The organism is Mesorhizobium sp. M2E.F.Ca.ET.209.01.1.1, from assembly GCF_004010375.2.
In the GTDB taxonomy this organism is placed as follows: domain Bacteria; phylum Pseudomonadota; class Alphaproteobacteria; order Rhizobiales; family Rhizobiaceae; genus Mesorhizobium.
In genome coordinates, this window is sequence record NZ_SADP02000004.1 from 263450 (window position 1) to 280082 (window position 16633).

The 16633-nt window shown below is 64.0% G+C and carries 19 protein-coding genes; 7 read left to right on the top strand and 12 right to left on the bottom strand.

Annotation, left to right across the window (positions count from 1 at the left end):
• The first annotated feature begins 219 nt into the window (after positions 1-219).
• Positions 220-384, top strand: a complete 165-nt coding sequence (locus tag EN852_RS10340; RefSeq protein WP_112098519.1) for a DUF1127 domain-containing protein — start codon at positions 220-222, stop codon at positions 382-384.
• 59 nt (positions 385-443) lie between these two features.
• On the opposite strand, the gene EN852_RS10345 is transcribed toward EN852_RS10340, so the two are convergent.
• Positions 444-950: a DUF1993 family protein gene (locus tag EN852_RS10345; RefSeq protein WP_127875113.1), complete on the bottom strand. Its 507-nt coding sequence runs from the start codon at positions 948-950 to the stop codon at positions 444-446.
• A 142-nt stretch (positions 951-1092) separates the two neighbouring features.
• On the opposite strand from EN852_RS10345, the gene EN852_RS10350 reads away from it, so the two are divergent.
• On the top strand, positions 1093-2142 hold the full coding sequence (locus tag EN852_RS10350; RefSeq protein WP_127875112.1) for a DUF1176 domain-containing protein: 1050 nt from the start codon (positions 1093-1095) through the stop codon (positions 2140-2142).
• Positions 2143-2157: 15 nt separating this feature from the next.
• Here the strand turns inward: EN852_RS10350 and EN852_RS10355 are convergent, their stop codons facing one another.
• The 7 genes from EN852_RS10355 to EN852_RS10385 are packed head-to-tail and all read right to left on the bottom strand — an operon-like array spanning position 2158 to position 8492.
• Positions 2158-3039 (bottom strand): alpha/beta fold hydrolase, encoded by an 882-nt coding sequence (locus tag EN852_RS10355; RefSeq protein WP_127875332.1) that lies wholly within the window; start codon positions 3037-3039, stop codon positions 2158-2160.
• Positions 3040-3072: 33 nt separating this feature from the next.
• A complete protein-coding gene (locus tag EN852_RS10360) occupies positions 3073-4689 on the bottom strand; it encodes a molybdopterin-binding/glycosyltransferase family 2 protein (RefSeq protein ID WP_127875111.1) in 1617 nt (538 codons plus the stop codon).
• Positions 4686-5390, bottom strand: coding sequence for an XdhC family protein (locus tag EN852_RS10365; protein ID WP_127875110.1), 705 nt, complete (start codon positions 5388-5390; stop codon positions 4686-4688). Before EN852_RS10365 ends, EN852_RS10360 begins: the two co-directional genes overlap by 4 nt.
• 5 nt (positions 5391-5395) lie before the next feature.
• The gene (locus EN852_RS10370) at positions 5396-5734 is read right to left on the bottom strand and encodes an XdhC family protein (protein WP_127863769.1); all 339 of its coding nucleotides are present in this window, start codon (positions 5732-5734) and stop codon (positions 5396-5398) included.
• A 57-nt stretch (positions 5735-5791) separates the two neighbouring features.
• Entirely contained in the window at positions 5792-7033 is a 1242-nt protein-coding gene (locus EN852_RS10375; protein WP_127875109.1) for a VWA domain-containing protein, read from the bottom strand.
• An 11-nt stretch (positions 7034-7044) separates the two neighbouring features.
• On the bottom strand, positions 7045-7968 hold the full coding sequence (locus tag EN852_RS10380; protein ID WP_127863768.1) for a MoxR family ATPase: 924 nt from the start codon (positions 7966-7968) through the stop codon (positions 7045-7047).
• 29 nt (positions 7969-7997) lie between these two features.
• On the bottom strand, positions 7998-8492 hold the full coding sequence (locus EN852_RS10385) for a flavin reductase (protein ID WP_127863767.1): 495 nt from the start codon (positions 8490-8492) through the stop codon (positions 7998-8000).
• Positions 8493-8684: 192 nt separating this feature from the next.
• Between EN852_RS10385 and EN852_RS10390 the strand changes: the two genes are divergently transcribed.
• On the top strand, positions 8685-9755 hold the full coding sequence (locus EN852_RS10390) for a branched-chain amino acid ABC transporter substrate-binding protein (RefSeq protein ID WP_127875108.1): 1071 nt from the start codon (positions 8685-8687) through the stop codon (positions 9753-9755).
• The gene (locus EN852_RS10395; RefSeq protein ID WP_127875107.1) at positions 9755-10771 is read left to right on the top strand and encodes a P1 family peptidase; all 1017 of its coding nucleotides are present in this window, start codon (positions 9755-9757) and stop codon (positions 10769-10771) included. Before EN852_RS10390 ends, EN852_RS10395 begins: the two co-directional genes overlap by 1 nt.
• A gap of 86 nt (positions 10772-10857) precedes the next feature.
• Here the strand turns inward: EN852_RS10395 and EN852_RS10400 are convergent, their stop codons facing one another.
• Positions 10858-11115, bottom strand: a complete 258-nt coding sequence (locus tag EN852_RS10400) for a DUF2171 domain-containing protein (RefSeq protein WP_040982323.1) — start codon at positions 11113-11115, stop codon at positions 10858-10860.
• Positions 11116-11417: 302 nt separating this feature from the next.
• On the opposite strand from EN852_RS10400, the gene purB reads away from it, so the two are divergent.
• Positions 11418-12725, top strand: coding sequence for an adenylosuccinate lyase (gene purB / locus EN852_RS10405; protein ID WP_127875106.1), 1308 nt, complete (start codon positions 11418-11420; stop codon positions 12723-12725).
• Positions 12726-12754: 29 nt separating this feature from the next.
• On the opposite strand, the gene EN852_RS10410 is transcribed toward purB, so the two are convergent.
• Positions 12755-13567, bottom strand: a complete 813-nt coding sequence (locus EN852_RS10410; RefSeq protein ID WP_127875105.1) for a VOC family protein — start codon at positions 13565-13567, stop codon at positions 12755-12757.
• Between the two features lie 191 nt (positions 13568-13758).
• Between EN852_RS10410 and EN852_RS10415 the strand changes: the two genes are divergently transcribed.
• Positions 13759-14316 (top strand): alpha/beta hydrolase, encoded by a 558-nt coding sequence (locus EN852_RS10415; RefSeq protein ID WP_127863762.1) that lies wholly within the window; start codon positions 13759-13761, stop codon positions 14314-14316.
• A gap of 7 nt (positions 14317-14323) precedes the next feature.
• Here the strand turns inward: EN852_RS10415 and EN852_RS10420 are convergent, their stop codons facing one another.
• The gene (locus EN852_RS10420; protein WP_127875104.1) at positions 14324-15097 is read right to left on the bottom strand and encodes an HpcH/HpaI aldolase/citrate lyase family protein; all 774 of its coding nucleotides are present in this window, start codon (positions 15095-15097) and stop codon (positions 14324-14326) included.
• A gap of 109 nt (positions 15098-15206) precedes the next feature.
• Entirely contained in the window at positions 15207-15527 is a 321-nt protein-coding gene (locus EN852_RS10425) for a DUF1476 domain-containing protein (protein ID WP_095818554.1), read from the bottom strand.
• Between the two features lie 276 nt (positions 15528-15803).
• Here EN852_RS10425 and purC point away from each other — a divergent pair, with 276 nt between their 5' ends.
• Positions 15804-16598 (top strand): phosphoribosylaminoimidazolesuccinocarboxamide synthase, encoded by a 795-nt coding sequence (purC, locus tag EN852_RS10430; protein WP_042644540.1) that lies wholly within the window; start codon positions 15804-15806, stop codon positions 16596-16598.
• The last annotated feature ends 35 nt before the right edge of the window (positions 16599-16633 follow it).

Below are 16633 nucleotides of genomic sequence, written 5' to 3' on the forward strand. Positions count from 1 at the left end.
TCTCGTGCAGTCCGGCAAGGTCGCCAGGAGTGGCGAGGAAAAAGCCAGCCATGAGCCGGCATCGGTGCCTACGGTTGAGCCTGCCGAAAAGTTTCACGAAAAATCGATAATGGCGGAAAAAATTAGTTCGGCATGGCAGCCATGCAATTGCTGCACTGCACAATTTTAACAAATCGATTATATTCTGAGGTCGGGAGGACCAACAGGGGCTATTGAGTCATGGGGTTCTTCACTGAAATGTTCGCACGGCCAAGGCCGCAGGAACACCAGCGTTACCGCGCGGCGCTCGCGCTTCTGAATGCGATGAGCAATACCGACCGCGCCGATATCGGCATCAAGCCGGCGGATTTTCCGCGCATCGCGCGCGAGATGTCGATCCGCTGAGCCGAGCTGGACCAAAAAGGTTTCCCGGGATGCCGGGAAACCTCCAAGTCATTCAAAAGTCAGCGATTTCCGAGAAAAGTCTGCTTGCCGAGCGGCACGCCATTATGGCGCAGGATGTCGTAGGCCGTGGTGACGTGGAAGTAGAAATTCGGCATCGCCACATGCAGCAGGTACTGCAGGCCGGGCAGCGTGGTTTCGCGCCCGCCGAGCCTCACCTGGACCGTCCTGTCCTCCGATCCTTCCAGATCGGCCACCGAGAACGAGGCCAGAAGGTCGAGCGTCTTGGCGATTCGAGCCTGCAGCTCGGCAAAGCTCGCTTCATTGTCCTCATATTTCGGCACCTCGCGGCCGGCGAGCCGCGACGGCGCACCCTTGGCATGGTCGGTGGAGATCTGGACCTGCCTGGCCAGCGCGAACATGTCCGGCGCCAGCCGCGCCGTGAGAAACACCTGCGGATCGATCTTGCGTTCGCCGGCATTCTGCTCCGCCGCCGTCAGCACGCTGGCCAGCGCCTTCAGCCGGGCGGAAAAGACGCCAACCGATATGTCGTACATGGAAATGGTCACGGATAATCTCCCCAGGCGGCCCGAGCGCCGCGGGCCGTGAACTAGCGCTTCCCACCACGATTCTTCAAGCGGTCCTGCCCACGGCGTCACCACGCCGCCGCAATCGCCATGGTAGTATTTTCGTTACCGACCGGAGGATTCGATGAAAAAAGCCGTTTTCGCAGCGACCGTCATTCTCTCACTGGCCGGCTTCGCGCATTCCGCTTTTGCGGCCGATGCGCCCTATATCGACGACAGGTCCAGCGCCGACGCCGTCATCCGCTCGCTTTACAGCGCCATCAATCGCCATGAATTCGCCCGCGCCTGGGGTTATTTCGGCGATACAAAGCCAGCTAAGGATTTCAACGCTTTCGTGAAAGGTTACGACGGCACCGACAGCGTCGACGTCAAGACCGGCGCTGTATCGGACGAAGGTGCCGCCGGCAGCATCTATTACAGCGTCCCAGTCGCCATCCAGGCGACCGACAAGAAGGGCGAGGCCAAGGTCTTCGCGGGCTGCTACACGGTCCGCCAGGTCAATGCGCAGATCCAGGAGCCGCCCTTCCAGCCAATCTTCATCGACAAGGGCGCGCTGAAGCCATCGACCGAGGATTTCGACAGCGCCGTGCCGGCGAGCTGCGGCGACGGCCCGCCGCCGCCGAAGAAGGACGAAGCGCTGGAGCAGGCCAAGAAGGCGTTTCTCGCCACTTATGCCGGGCAGTGCGACAAACAGGATCCCGACGGCAAGCCGATCGGCGAGCCAGAGGCCCATTCGATCCACTACAAGGACAAGAACGCTCAAGCCTCCGACCCGGAGCGCGAGACGCGGCTGTTCCGCTTCTTCTGCTCGATGGCCGCCTACAACGAAACCGCGGTCTATTACGTCGCCGATGACGTCAACGGCGTCACCCAGTTGCAGTTCACCGAGCCGGATCTCGATATCCGCTACGAGAACAACAACAGCGAAGGCAAGGTCGAATCGATCCACATCATTGGCTTCAAGACCAGCGGCTGGGCGACCAACTCGGACTATGACGAGAACACGAAAACCATCACCACATCCGACAAATGGCGTGGCGTAGGGGACGCCTCGTCATCGGGGACCTATCTGTTCCGCAACGGCGATTTTTCGCTCGTCCAGTACGACGTCGATGCGTCCTATGACGGCGAGATCAATCCGCAGACCATCATCGACTACAACACAGCGCCTTGAGCCTCGGCAGAAGGATCAGGGCGCTTTCGTCAGCATCCAGTTCAGCGTGCCGCGCCAGTCCACCATGCGGATCGGCGTGCCATGCGTGCCGGTCTCGAAGCGCACGAAGCGTGTCGGATAGGATTTTTTGGCCAGGATCGAGTGGAAGAAGGCTTCCTGCTTTTCCACCGGGAAGACCACGTCATGGCTGCCCTGGCCGAAGAACACCGGCACACGGCGCTTGAAGGCGGGGCTGGTCAAAAAGCTGTCGTCCCACAGCGAGCCGAGCAGCAGCAGCCCGTTAATGCGGCCGCCCGTATCCTTGCGCGCGGCGAGCTTCCAGCAGATCATGCCGCCCATGGAGCCGCAGGCGACGAAGATCTTCGCGCCGGGCGATTGTTGGGCGTAGTGATCGATGAGCGCCGCGACTTGCGCCGCGCCCTTGTCGCCGAAATCGGGGAAGTCGGGCGAGAGGTAGAGCCCGCCATTCTGCGCCATCAGGTTCTTGATGCGGTTGAAGTTGCCGCCGAAGGTGAAGTCGTCGACGCCTTGCTTGCGGCTGCCGCCTTGTCCATGCAGGTAGAGAACGATGATCGAAGCGCCTTCCGTCCTGCCGACCGCCACATGCCTGACATCGCCGGCGTCGGTCTTCAGCATCAGGTCCTGCTGCACCTTGCGCACGCCGGGGTCGGTGTATTGCGCGCGCACACGCCTTTCCGGCACCTCGTCGCGCTGGTTGATGTCGCGCATCTCATGATAGTCGAGCACAGTGTAGGCGCCGTTGTCGCCGGTGGACAGTGTCGCTGGATAACCGAAGAGGTCGTCCTTGAACGGTTTTAGCGAAAGCGTCTGGCTATGGGCAGCCTGGACGGTAAAACCGGTTGCAACGAGCAGGGCGAGGAGGAAGCGCAATGACATGCCGAGAGGCATGCGAAATTCGGCTCTGCTTTGTCAATCCTGCAGGACGCCGCCCGCCCCTTCCAGCGCCTCGCGCGTGTCGACATCGATCGATGCGCCCTGGCCGATCTCGACATCGATAACGTCGAGACCCTCGGCTTCGACCAGATGGCGCGCGCCGGTATCGCCCTCGAGCTGCGCGACCGCCGCGAAAAGCGACCGCGGCAAAAGCACCGGATTGCCGCGCTTGCCCTGGTGCGAGGCGCGCACCACGGAGCGACCGCCAGAGCTGCGGAACGCATCGATCAGGCTGTCGAGGTCCTTCGACGAAACGCCCGGCATGTCGCCGAGCACGATCATCGCGCCGGCCGAGTCGGGCGCGACCTTCGCAATGCCCGCCTTCAACGACGAGGCCAGGCCGTCGGCGAAATCGGGATTGTCCGCGACTGTCACACCGAGGCCGGCTAGCGCGGAACGCACGCGCTCGCGCTGATGGCCGGTGACGACGACGGTGCTGGCGGCCTTCGAGCCCAGTGCGCGCGAAGCAGTGCGGCGCACCAGCGGCTCGCCATCGAACAACGCCAGAAGCTTGTTCGGCCCGCCCATGCGGCTCGAACGGCCGGCGGCCAGAAGCACGATATCGACCTTCAGCGCCGACCTTGCCGGCTGCGGCGCCGGCTCGCGCGGCTGCGGCCTTGTCGGGATTTCCATAAGAAGCCCGCCGACGCCCATGCCGGCAATATCGCGAGCCGTCACATCGAGCCCGGCAATCAGGCGATCGAGCACCCAGTCGAAGCCGTTCTCCTTCGGGCTGCGCGCGCATCCCGGCGCCCCGACGACGCGCTTGCCGTCGAGCGTCCCAAGCACCAGCAGATTGCCGGGATCGACAGGCATGCCGGCGCGGATGACGGTGCCACCTGCGCGTTCGATCGCGGCCGGCACGACATCGGCGAAATCGCTCATCGCCGAGGCGCCGAAGATCACCACCATGTCATTGTCGCGCGCCAACTGGGTTGCGGCTGCGGCGACGGGCGCGATCTCATGCGGCGTGCGCCGCTCGGCCGTCAGCCGGCCGCCGGAACGCGCCAGCCGCGCCTCGGTGACGCGGAGCGTCTTGTCCAGCACGCTCGACTTCACGCCGGGAAGCACCGTCTGGATGACGCCGACATTGATGGGACGATAGGCGTTGACCGCAAAGATCTCGCGGCCGGCGCAGATCCTCACCACTTTGTCCACCAGGCTTGCGGCGACGGCGAAAGGAATGATCTTCACCGTTGCCACCATCTGGCCCTGCTCGACCGGCGCATGCTGCGCCAGCGTCGCTATTGTGATGGCCGGATCGACGGCATTGATGGCGTCGATCATCCTGGCATCGACGGTGAAGACGCCCGAGGCGCCTGCATGCAGGTTCACCCGCCCCGTCGCGGCCGGCTTGATCTCGATGTTGCGATGGCTCATCGCGGCGGCGATCTTCGCGGCGGCGGCGTCCTCGCCGAGATCGCCCTCAGCAAGGACCGCCGCGACGACTTCAGCGATGCCCGCAGCCTTGAGCGCCGCGATATCCTCGCGGCTCAGCCGGTGCGCCTTGCGGAACCGCTTTTCGCCCGCGGCCGTCGCATGCGCCAGCACCGCCCCTTCAGCCTCGTCGATCGGAACCGGTCCAAATTTCACGCCACGGCGCCTTTTGCTTCGAGACCGCGCGAGCGGAAGGCGTGGATTGTCTGCGCAAGGACGGCGACAGCGATCTCGGCCGGGCTGGCGGCGCCTATATCGAGGCCGATCGGTGCGTGGATACGGGCGATCTGGTCGGCGCCGGCGCCGAGCGCCAGCAAGCGCTCGACACGCTTGGCGTGGGTCTTGCGGCTGCCGAGCGCCCCGACATAGAAGCAGCGGGCATCGAGCGCCGCCTTCAGCGCGAAATCGTCGATCTTCGGGTCGTGGGTGACGGCGGCGAGCGCCGTGTAGCTGTCCAGCGGCGCACGCTTCAGCACGTCTTCCGGCCATTCGGCATGCAGCGCGACGTCGGGAAAGCGCTCAGGGGTGGCGAAAGCGGTGCGCGGATCGATGATCTCGACCGGGTAGCCGGCGATCCTGGCCATCGGCGCCAGCGCCTGGCTGATATGTACCGCGCCGATCACCACGAGGCGCGGCCGCGGCAGATGCGCATTGAGAAAGAAGGTCCGCCCTTCCGCCTCCACCGACCGCGAATTGCCGGTAAGGAACGCATTGGCGATTGCCGCCCCTAGATCGCCCGCGACATGGTCGCCCTCGCGCACGATGCGGTCGCGGCCATCGCCAAGGTCGGTGACAAGCACCGCGGCGCGGCGGGCGCGGCGTTCTTCGTTGAGGGTCTTTAGAATATACGGATCCACGGCGGTCAGCCCAGCCTTTCGACATAGACCTTGATGCGGCCGCCGCACGAAAGGCCCACCTGCCAGGCCGTTTCGTCGGCGACCCCGAACTCCAGCATCCTGGCCTTGCCCGAGCCGATGACGTCGATCGCCTCCGTCACCACGGCGCCCTCGACGCAGCCGCCGGAGACCGAGCCATGGAAATTCCCTTCGGCATCGATAACAAGATGGCTGCCGACCGGACGCGGCGCCGAACCCCAGGTCTCGACCACGGTCGCGATGGCGACATCCTTGCCGTCCTTCATCCAGCCCTCCGCGATGATCAGGGGATCGCGGGCCTCATCGAGATAATTGCTCTCATCCATCGTCGCTTCTCACAAAGTCTGTTTTCCCGCCGGGACATTCCCTGGCAGAGCATATGGCTACGCGGCGCGCCTCCCGCCAGTTTGCAACCAGCGGCGCGGATCGACCGAGGCCGCCGGCCGCTGGTCGAGAGAGGCGCAAAGATCGGTCAGCGCGTCGAGATTATGCACTGCCCGGAACTCGTCGACATGCGGCAACATCGCTTTGACGCCGCGGGCGCGGGCCTCGAACCCGTCGAAGCGCAACAGCGGGTTGAGCCAGATAAGCCGCCGGCAGGATTTATGCAGCCGCTCCATCTCCTGCGAAAGGCCGGTGACGTCGTCGCGCTCCAGCCCATCGGTGATCAAAAGCACCACAGCGCCCTGTCCCAGCACGCGCCGCGACCACAACCGGTTGAACTCGGCAAGCGTATCGCCGATCCGGGTGCCGCCCGACCAGTCCTTGACCGCCGCCGAGCATTCGGCCAGCGCCTCGTCCGGATCGCGGTGGCGCATCTGGCGGGTCAGGTTGGTCAGCCGCGTGCCGAAGACGAAGGCGTGCACGCGCCGCCGCTTTTCCGTCAGCGCATGCAGGAAGTGGAGGAAGATACGCGTGTACTGGCTCATCGAGCCGGAAATGTCGGCAAGCACCACCAGCGGCGGATGCATTTCGCGCTGCGAGCGGAATTTCGGCAGTATAAGCTCACCGCCGGTGCGCGCGGCCGAGCGCATCATGGCGCGCGGATCGACGCGGCGCCCTTTGGCGTCGGCCTTGAAGCGCCGTGTGCGGACGAGATCGAAGGGAAGTTGCAAGGCCATGATCGCCTTTTTGGCCTCGGCCATTTCGCCGGCATCCATCTGGGCGAAGTCCTTCCCGCGCAGCACCTCATTGCCCGAAAAGGTAAGGCGCGCATCAACTTCGATCTCCGGTACTTCCCTCGGCTGATTTTTCTGGTGGCCCTCGAACATCGCCTGGCTGACGCGGTTCTCGGCCGCCCGCGGCTTCTGCTTTTCACGATCGTCCGGCGCGACTGGCGAAAACATCGCCAGCAGCTTCTCGATCAGCTCGCGCGATTTCCAGAACAGGCGGAAGGCCTCGTCGAAGACGGGATGATCCTCGTGCCGCGAGACGAGCACCGCATGCAGCGTCCAGTAGAAATCGTCGCGCGAGCCGATGCCGGCGGCCAGCACCGCCTCGATGGCGTCCTTCACCGAGGCCGGGCCGACGCGCATGCCAGCCTTGCGCAAGGCGCGGGCGAAATAGACGATGTTGTCGGCGATACGCCCATCGGCGCGCGCCTCCTTGGGTTCCGAACGCGGCAAGGGCACCGCCCCTACTCCGCCGCCGAAAGCTCGGCCTTCACCTCATTGAGGATGCGCCGGCCTTCGCCCTCACCGATGCGGGCGATATCGTCCTGGTATTTCAAAAGCACGCCGATCGTATCGGACACGGTCTCCGGATCGAGCGCCACCTTGTCGAGTTCGGTCAGCGCACCGGCCCAGTCGATGGTTTCGGCGACGCCGGGCGCCTTGAACAGCTCGACCTGGCGCAGCTTCTGGATGAACGACACGACCTCCGCCGACAGCCGGCGGTTCGCCTGCGGCACCTTGCGGCGCACGATCTCCAGCTCGCGCTCGGCATTGGGATAGTCGACCCAATGATAAAGGCAGCGCCGCTTCAGCGCGTCGTGGATTTCGCGGGTGCGGTTGGTGGTGATGATGACGATCGGCGGCTCTTCCGCCTTGATCGTGCCGAGCTCGGGAACCGTAACCTGGAAGTCCGACAGGATCTCGAGCAGGAACGCCTCGAAGGCCTCGTCGGTGCGGTCGAGCTCATCGATGAGGAAAACCGGCGCCGCGCCGGCCTTGCCGGTCAGCGCGTCGAGCACCGGGCGGCGGATCAGGTATTTTTCGGAAAAGACGTTGCGCTCCATGTCGGAGCGCACGACCTTGCCGGCCGCCTCCTCCATGCGGATCTCGATCATCTGCGCGGCATAATTCCACTCATAGACGGCCGAGGAGACGTCGAGCCCTTCATAGCATTGCAGGCGGATCAGCCGGCGACCGAGCGCGTCGGCCAGTACCTTGGCGATCTCGGTCTTGCCGACGCCCGCCTCGCCTTCGAGGAACAAGGGCCGCTTCATGCGCAGCGATAAAAACAGCACGGTCGCCAGCGGGCGATCCGCCACATAATCCGCGCCCGTCAAAAGATCGAGCGTTTCGTCGATCGTTTTCGGCACGGGGCGCGGCGCGGTCATCTCGTCTCCGTGGATCCCGCCCGCCCGTTTCAAAGAACGTGATAGCCGCGGTTGTGGTAGATCAGCGGCCGCAAATTATCGCCGATGCGCAAGCCTGTCACCTTGCCAAAAAGCACACGGTGGGTGGCAAGGTCCTTGGCATCGATGATCTCGCAGTCGAACACGGCAAGCGCACCCTTCAGCGTCGGCGCGCCGGTCGAAATCACATCCCACTCGGCAAGCGCAAAGCGTTCGTCCGCCGGCAACCCGGTGGCACCGGAAAAGCCGACCGAGACGGCTTCCTGGTCCGAGGCAAGCGTGTTGAGTGCGAACCTGCCGTTTTTGATGAAAGCCTCGTTCTTGGCGTTCTCGCGGTTGAGGCAGACCAGCACCGTCGGCGGCGTGTCCGAAACCGAACAGGCGGCGATCACCGTCGCGCCTCGTTTGCCGCCGGGCCCGTCCGTGGTCACCACATGCACATGGCCGGCAAAATGCGCCATCGCATCGCGATAGTGCTGCGGTCCGATGTCATTGATCTTCAGCACGCGATAATCCACCTGTCGGAACAAGCCCGTTATATATGGCGGCATATTGCACGCCACAAGTTACCTATCACGGGCGAAGTGCTTGACCGCAATCCGCAAATTCGCGTGTTGCGCGGCGCTTAGCCAGCCTTTAGGCATTTCTTGGAATAGTGTCGGGATTGTATCCCCGGCATGGAGGATCTCTTAGCCCGAATGCGTCTTCTCACGACGACATCAGCCGTGCTGCTCTGGCTGTCGCTGGCAGCGAGCGCCGACGCCGAGACGCTGGTCGGCGTTGCGGCGCCGCTTTCCGGTCCGTCGGCGATCCTGGGCAAGCAGATTGAGAATGGCGCGGGCCTGGCGGCGGAGGCAACCGGCATTACGGTGAAAGCCGTCGACGATGCCTGCACCGCCGATGGCGGCGCCGCGGCGGCAAAGGAATTCGTCGACGCCAAGGTCAATGTCGTGGTGGGTTTTCTCTGCACCGAGGCGATCGAGGCGGCGCTGCCGATCCTGAAGGATGCCAACATTCCGGCCATCACAGTCGGCGTGCGCACCGAAAGCCTGACCGACCGGCGCGCCAAGACCGGTTGGCCGGTCTACCGGCTCGGCCCGCGCGGCGACGATGAGCGCAACGCGGTTGCCGCCAGGCTTACCCAGCTGTGGCGCAACGACCTGTTCGCCATCGTCGATGACGGCACCATCTATGGCCGCGAAATGGCCGAGACCTTTCGCGCCGCGGCCGAGCAGGCAGCGTTGAAACCGGTCTTCGTCGACACGTTCCGGCCGCAGCTCGACAACCAGATCGGGTTGGTCGGCCGGCTGAAAAAGGCCGGCGCGACAAAAGTGTTCGCCGGCGGCGACGGCGACGACATCGCCATCATGGGTCGCGACGCCGCCTCCCTCGACGCCGGCATCACCTTTGCCGGCGGCGAGAACTTGCGCACGCCGCCGGGCGATGTACCCTATGCCGTCGGCACGCTGATGATCGCAACGCCGGAATGGTCGGAGGTAGCCGACCCCAAGATCGTGCACGCCTTCGGCGCAAAAAACATCGTGCCGGACGGCTACACCCTGCCGTCCTATGCGGCAGTCGAGATCGCCAAGGCCGCGCTGACCAGCGCGGAAAGCTCCGGCCAGCCGCTCGGCGATGCGCTGACCGGCCATGATTTCGCGACCGCCATCGGCACCATCCGCTTCGACGACAAGGGCGACCTCAGCCAGAACCCGTTCCGCGTCTTCCGCTTCGACGGCACGCATTTCGTACCGCTGGAGGGCAATTGATGTTCCACACCGGACCGCGCAATCTGATCACCGACGTTACGGGCCTTCGTGTTGGCAATGCCACCGACCCAAGGCTCAAATCCGGCGTCACGGTGGTGCTGTGCGACGAGCCTGCCGTGGCTGGCGTCCAGGTGCTGGGCGGCGCGCCGGGCACGCGCGAGACCGACCTGCTCGAGCCGCAGAATTCGATCGCCGCGATCCATGCCGTGGTTCTGTCGGGCGGCTCCGCCTTCGGCCTCGACGCTGCCTCCGGCGTGCAGGCGGCGCTGCGCGAGAGAAACATCGGCGTCGAGGTCGGCGGCTTCCGCGTGCCGATCGTGCCGGCTGCGATCCTGTTCGATCTGCGCAATGGCGGCGACAAGGATTGGGGCCTTTATCCGCCCTATCGCGAGCTCGGCTATGAGGCTGTGCAGGCGGCAACAATGGATTTCGCCATCGGCACGGCGGGCGCCGGCACGGGCGCGCTGACCTTCGGACTGAAGGGCGGCCTTGGCTCCGCCTCGACCATTCTCGACAGCGGCGTCACAATCGGCGCGCTCGCCGCCGTCAACCCCACCGGCTCGGTGACGGTCGGCCGCAGCCGCCATTTCTGGGCGGCGCCCTTCGAGATCGGCGACGAATTCGGTGGATTGGGTTATCCCGATCCGCTGCCCGAAGATGCCAGGAAGATCCTGCTGAAATACCGCGACAGGCCCGACGGCGGGCATGGGGAAGCCGGCAGCACTACCATTGCCGTCATCGCCACCGACGCCGTGCTGACCAAGACGGCGGCCAAGCGGCTGGCTATTTCGGCGCATGATGGCTTTGCCCGTGCCATCTGGCCGACCCATACGCCGGCGGACGGCGATCTGGTGTTTGCGCTGGCGACCGGCAGGAGCGGCATCGAACTCAACGCCGATGCCGCGATAGACCTGTTTGCGGCCGCCGGTGCGACGATGGCGCGGGCCATCACCCGCGGCGTGCATGCCGCGACGCCGGCCGACGGCGATCTGTTTCCCGTCTGGTCGTCGCGCTGACTGGAGCAATTCCAGGAAAAGTGTGCGGCGGTTGGGCTCGGCGTCTTCGCCGTAGCTTTCCGTCCGGAATTGCTCGAGAACAAAGGTCAGGTCGGATCGGATTTCTCTTCCTCGAAGGTGACCGCGACATCGGAATTCGCGGAAAGCCAGACCTTTTGCCCGTCGATCTCCGCGACCAGGGCGAGCGAAATGTAATGATGATGACCCTTATGCGAGCCCATGCCGCTGTCGGCCTTGGTCAGCTTGATCCGGTCACCCTCGACCTTGTCGACAGTGCCGATATGGACGCCATCGGCGCCGATCACTTCCATATGTCCGCGTATCTTGCTGATGTCGGTGCTCATGCTGGTTCTCCGCTGGATGTGCCCCTTCGGATGCGAGACGGCCGACAATAACAAATGAACGCCGGATTGGATGCATCGCAGGGTACGTCTCGTTCACCATGGCGTGATAGACATGAATTCACCTTCACGCTGTTGACCGCGCTCTACCAGTTTCTCGCGCTTGGCGTACGGTTCTATTTTGCGGCGGGTTTTGCGGCGCTTGTCGCGACAAGCATATGGTTTGCGCGGCAGCGGCGTTGAGCATTGGGCCCGCCTCTGTTAGGACGCGGCCGACGCTTCTCCCAGGCAGGACTGAAAAACGGATGATCCCTCGCTATTCCCGGCCGGAAATGGTCGCCATCTGGTCGCCCGAGACCCGCTTCCGCATCTGGTTCGAGATCGAGGCGCATGCCTGCGATGCGCTGGCGGAATTGGGCGTCATCCCGAAGGAAGCGGCCAGGACCATCTGGGAAAAAGGCGGCGCGGCCAAATTCGACGTCGCCAAGATCGACGAGATCGAGCGCGTCACCAAGCATGACGTCATCGCTTTCCTCACCCATCTCGCCGAGTTCGTCGGACCGGACGCCCGCTTCATCCACCAGGGCATGACCTCGTCGGACGTGCTCGACACCTGCCTTGCCGTGCAGCTGACCCGCGCCAGCGACATCCTGCTCGCCGACATCGATGCCTTGCTTACGGCGCTAAAGCGCCGTGCCTTCGAGCATAAGGACACCGTCACCATCGGCCGCAGCCATGGCATCCACGCCGAGCCGACGACTTTCGGCGTCAAGCTGGCACAGGCCTATGCTGAGTTTTCCCGCTGCCGCGAGCGTCTGGTGCACGCGCGGGAGGATATTGCTACATGTGCCATCTCCGGCGCGGTCGGCACCTTCGCCAACATCGAACCTTATGTCGAAGAGCATGTTGCGGCAAAGCTCGGGCTGAAGCCGGAGCCGGTGTCGACCCAGGTGATCCCGCGCGACCGGCATGCCATGTTCTTTGCCACGCTGGGCGTCATCGCCTCGTCAGTCGAACGCCTGGCCGTCGAGATCCGCCATCTGCAGCGCACCGAAGTGCTTGAAGCGGAAGAGTATTTCTCGCCGGGCCAGAAAGGCTCGTCGGCGATGCCGCACAAGCGCAACCCGGTGCTTACCGAGAACCTCACCGGCCTTGCCCGTATGGTGCGGTCAATGGCGCTGCCGGCGATGGAGGACGTGGCGCTCTGGCACGAACGTGACATTTCGCATTCTTCGGTCGAGCGCATGATCGGGCCGGATGCGACGGTAACGCTGGATTTCGCGCTGGCGCGCCTCACCGGGGTCGTCGACAAGCTGCTCGTCTATCCCGAGAACATGGAGAAGAACCTCAACAAGTTCAGAGGGTTGGTGCATTCGCAGCGCGTGCTGCTGGCGCTGACCCAGGCCGGCCTGTCACGCGAGGACGCCTACCGGCTGGTGCAGCGCAACGCTATGAAAGTCTGGGAGCACGGCGCCGATTTCCTTGAGGAGCTGCTTGCCGACAAGGACGTGACCGCGGCCCTCTCCGAAGCCGAGATCCGCGAGAAATTCGACCTCGGCTACCACACCAAGCATGTCGACACGATCTTCAAGCGGGTGTTTGGGGAGGCCTAAGCTAAGGCAAGGCGTGCGTTAGCGCCCCATCAAGCCTTCCCCGGCACAGTCCTGATCACCGTGCCCCAAGGATCCTCACGGCTTATCTCCTCCTGAACATTATCCGAGCGCATCTCGACCCAGGCCAAGCCCGAGCGGGACGGATCGCGCCTTCCCGCGCCGGCGCTCTGCCAGGCATTGGCGCCGATATGGTGGTGGTAATGGCCGGACGACAGGAACACCGCCTGGCTGCCATATTTGGCGACGGTGTCGAAGCCGAACTGCTCGTGCCACCAGGCCTCCGCATCTTCCGGCCGGCCGACGCGCAGATGCACATGGCCGACAATGGTGTTTTCCGGCGCGCCCTGCCATCCGGCATCGCCCGCCGGCACGCTGCCCACCACCGCCGGCAGGTTGAGCCGCTCGGTCGCCATGGCGATCCGGTCGCCGTTCCATTTCCAGTCCTGCGGGCGTCGGTCGGCATAGATCTCGATGCCGTTGCCTTCCGGATCGGTGAGATAGAGCGCCTCGCTGACCAGATGGTCGGACGCGCCCTCGATGCCGATGCGGTTGGCAGCGGCGTGGCTGATCCAGCGGCCAAGATCGGCGCGCGACGGCAACAGGAAAGCGGTGTGGAAGAGCCCGGCGCTGCGTGGATCATCCGGCTTGGCCGCAGAATCCGGCTCCAAGACCAGCAATGGCCGGTTGGCGGCGCCAAGCGTGATCGCACCGCCGGCGCGGCTCAACTCCTGCAGGCCAACGACGGCGCGATAATAGGAGGCCAGGCCCTCGGCGTCGCGCGCCTTTAACCCGACACGCGACACGCTAACCGGGGTGGTCGCGGCAAAAGGCAGTTCGCTCATCAAACTCTCCGTTCAGGCGACGCCTTTCCCGAAATGGGATTTGCAGGCCGCCGGGTCTTGTTCCCCTCCAAATCGTCGATTGCTATCGTTCACACAAGAGGGCAAGAATCGAACAAGTTGTTCACCATTGTGATCGCACCGATTTTGGCGACAGGGTTGCAGGTGAGAAGGCCGCTCGCTACATCGGCCCGATGAAAGTCAAAGACGCAGATATTCTCATCGTACCGGGCTACACCAATTCCGGCCCCGAGCACTGGCAGACCCGCTGGCAGTCGAAACTGTCGACGGCGCGGCGCGTCGAGCAGGCGGAATGGACCAAACCCGTACGCGAGGACTGGACGGCGAGCGTGGCGAACGCCGTGAACGAGGCCGAGCGGCCGGTGGTGCTTGTCGCGCATTCGCTTGGCGTCGCGGCGGCGGTGCAGGCCATCCCGCAGTTCAAGAAGCCCGTCGCCGGCGCTTTCTTCGTCGCGCCGCCGGATGTCTCGAACCCGGAAATCAGGCCGAAGCACCTGATGACCTTTGGCCCTTATTCGCGCGATCCGCTGCCCTTTCCGTCGATCGTCATCGCCAGCCGCAACGACCCGTTCTGCGCCTACGAGATCGCCGAGGACATCGCTGCCGCCTGGGGGTCGCTCTTCATCGACGCCGGCGAGGCCGGCCACCTCAACCAGGACGCCGGCTTCGGCCCGTGGCCGGAAGGTTCGATGACTTTCGCCAAGTTCTTGACGGAACTGAAGCAGCCCTAGGCCGACCTCAAGAGCCGATCGAATCCCGCATGCTCTTCAACAAGGTCTTCGCGCCAAGCGAGATCAGCGTGTGGTCCGAGCCCATGGCCAGCAGCCGATAGCCCATCGACACGACGCGGCCGGCGATTGCCGGCTCGATAACGTAGATGGCGGCATGCTTTCCGGCCTTGCGCGTCCGCTCGGCGATCGAAGCGACCGTCTCCATCATGCTTTCCAGCGTCGAATTGATGGTGGTGCCGTTCGACCAGGCGATCGAGAAATCCGACGGGCCGACGAAGATGCCGTCGATGCCGGGCGTATCGAGGATGCCGTCGAGCGCCTCGAACGCCGCTCGCGTCTCGACCATCGCGAAGGCCATGGTGCGCTGGTTCGAGTCGCGCAGCCATTCGGCGTGGTCGCCCTTGCCGTGGCGCGGGAAGGCGTAGGTCGGGCCCCAGGAGCGCTCACCCAGCGGCGGATATTTCATCGCCGCGGCGAAAAGCCTGGCGTCGGCCACCGAGTTCACCATCGGCGCGATCACTGCCTCGGCGCCAAAATCGAGCGCGCGGCTCGCCATGTCGAAGCGGCCGACCGGAATGCGCACCAGCGCCGGCTTGCTGGCGGCCAGCACCGGCACCAGGCCGCGCAGCACGCTGTCCTCGTGGTGGCCGCCATGCTGCATGTCGAGGGTGACGGCGTCAAAGCCTTGCTTGGCGATGATTTCGACCGTCAGCGCGTCCGGCACGCCGGACCAGGCGGTGAACAGCGTTTCGTCGGCGGCCAGGCGGGATTTGAGCGACATCGGACTTTCCTTGGTGACAATCCGCAGTTTCAGCCGGAAACGACGGCAAAGGCAAAGAAAAACCGCCCGGTTTGGCCGGGCGGTCGATTGGTCCAGCTAGAGGCCGGCCTCAGGCATTCTTGATCTCCTCGATCGCCTGGGCCATCAACTCGTCCATGGTGCGGCGGATCTGATGGTCGGACTGATTGACGCCGGCGGCATCGAAATCCTTGCGAATCTTGCGGAAGACATCGTGATCGCCCGCCTCCTCGATATCGGAGACCACCACTTCCTTGGCATAGGCTTCGGCATCGGCGCCGGATTTGCCCAGCTTCTCGGCGGCCCACAGGCCAAGCGCCTTGTTGCGCCGCGCCGCGGCCTTGAAGCGAAGTTCCTCGTCGAAGACGAATTTGCGCTCAAAGCCCTCTTCGCGGTCTTTCATGCTGCTCATGACGTCCCTCCGATCAAATCCGATTCGCGTTCGCGGTGAATATGTGTGATGGGCAAGCACAAATCAAAAGGCCGCGACCCGGTCAATATACTTCGTCGCATGCTGCGCTGCGGCATTTCAGTCCCGAAAGCGGTTGATTCGCCGGATTTGGCGATTGAGCAAACCAGGCGATTGCGATAACACCGGCATTGAACACCGCCGTCGCCATACTAATTTAGGCAGACGGACAGGAACCGGTCACTTGCCGCCTGCCCGCAGACCCAGAGAAAAAATCAAATGAAAAATCGCCGCCGCATTTACGAAGGCAAGGCCAAGATCCTCTATGAGGGACCTGAGCCGGGCACGCTGATCCAGTTCTTCAAGGATGACGCCACCGCCTTCAACAAGAAGAAGCACGAAGTGGTCGATGGCAAGGGCGTGCTCAACAACCGCATTTCCGAGCACATCTTCAACCACTTGAACCGCATGGGCATCCCGACCCACTTCATCCGCCGGCTCAACATGCGTGAGCAGTTGATCAAGGAAGTCGAGATCATCCCGCTCGAGGTCGTCGTGCGCAATGTCGCCGCCGGCTCGCTGTCTAAGCGCCTCGGCATCGAGGAAGGCACGGTGCTGCCGCGCTCGATCATCGAATTCTACTACAAGGCCGACGCGCTCGACGACCCGATGGTGTCGGAAGAGCACATCACCGCCTTCGGCTGGGCGAGCCCGCAGGAAATCGACGACATCATGGCGTTGGCCATCCGCGTCAACGACTTCCTTTCCGGCCTGTTCCTCGGCGTCGGCATCCAGCTTGTCGACTTCAAGATCGAATGCGGCCGCCTGTTCGAGGGCGACATGATGCGCATCGTGGTCGCCGACGAAATCTCGCCGGATTCCTGCCGCCTCTGGGATGTCGCCACCCAGGACAAGCTCGACAAGGATCGCTTCCGCCGCGACATGGGCGGCCTGGTCGAGGCATATCAGGAAGTCGCCCGACGTCTCGGCATCATCAACGAGAACGAGCCGCCGCGCCCGACGGGTCCGGTCCTCGTCGCCTCTTCCGATGCGCCCAAGGGCCTGAAGCACTGAATACTGACGGGGCCTGCCGGGTAATGGCAGGTCCA

Coding starts and splice junctions, on each gene's coding strand:
- EN852_RS10340 (WP_112098519.1), top strand. CDS start 220: ATGGGGTTCTTCACTGAAATGTTCGCACGGCCAAGGCCGCAGGAACAC.
- EN852_RS10350 (WP_127875112.1), top strand. CDS start 1,093: ATGAAAAAAGCCGTTTTCGCAGCGACCGTCATTCTCTCACTGGCCGGC.
- EN852_RS10355 (WP_127875332.1), bottom strand. CDS start 3,039: ATGTCATTGCGCTTCCTCCTCGCCCTGCTCGTTGCAACCGGTTTTACC.
- EN852_RS10370 (WP_127863769.1), bottom strand. CDS start 5,734: ATGGATGAGAGCAATTATCTCGATGAGGCCCGCGATCCCCTGATCATC.
- EN852_RS10380 (WP_127863768.1), bottom strand. CDS start 7,968: ATGACCGCGCCGCGCCCCGTGCCGAAAACGATCGACGAAACGCTCGAT.
- EN852_RS10390 (WP_127875108.1), top strand. CDS start 8,685: ATGCGTCTTCTCACGACGACATCAGCCGTGCTGCTCTGGCTGTCGCTG.
- EN852_RS10395 (WP_127875107.1), top strand. CDS start 9,755: ATGTTCCACACCGGACCGCGCAATCTGATCACCGACGTTACGGGCCTT.
- EN852_RS10400 (WP_040982323.1), bottom strand. CDS start 11,115: ATGAGCACCGACATCAGCAAGATACGCGGACATATGGAAGTGATCGGC.
- purB (WP_127875106.1), top strand. CDS start 11,418: ATGATCCCTCGCTATTCCCGGCCGGAAATGGTCGCCATCTGGTCGCCC.
- EN852_RS10410 (WP_127875105.1), bottom strand. CDS start 13,567: ATGAGCGAACTGCCTTTTGCCGCGACCACCCCGGTTAGCGTGTCGCGT.
- EN852_RS10415 (WP_127863762.1), top strand. CDS start 13,759: ATGAAAGTCAAAGACGCAGATATTCTCATCGTACCGGGCTACACCAAT.
- EN852_RS10420 (WP_127875104.1), bottom strand. CDS start 15,097: ATGTCGCTCAAATCCCGCCTGGCCGCCGACGAAACGCTGTTCACCGCC.
- EN852_RS10425 (WP_095818554.1), bottom strand. CDS start 15,527: ATGAGCAGCATGAAAGACCGCGAAGAGGGCTTTGAGCGCAAATTCGTC.
- purC (WP_042644540.1), top strand. CDS start 15,804: ATGAAAAATCGCCGCCGCATTTACGAAGGCAAGGCCAAGATCCTCTAT.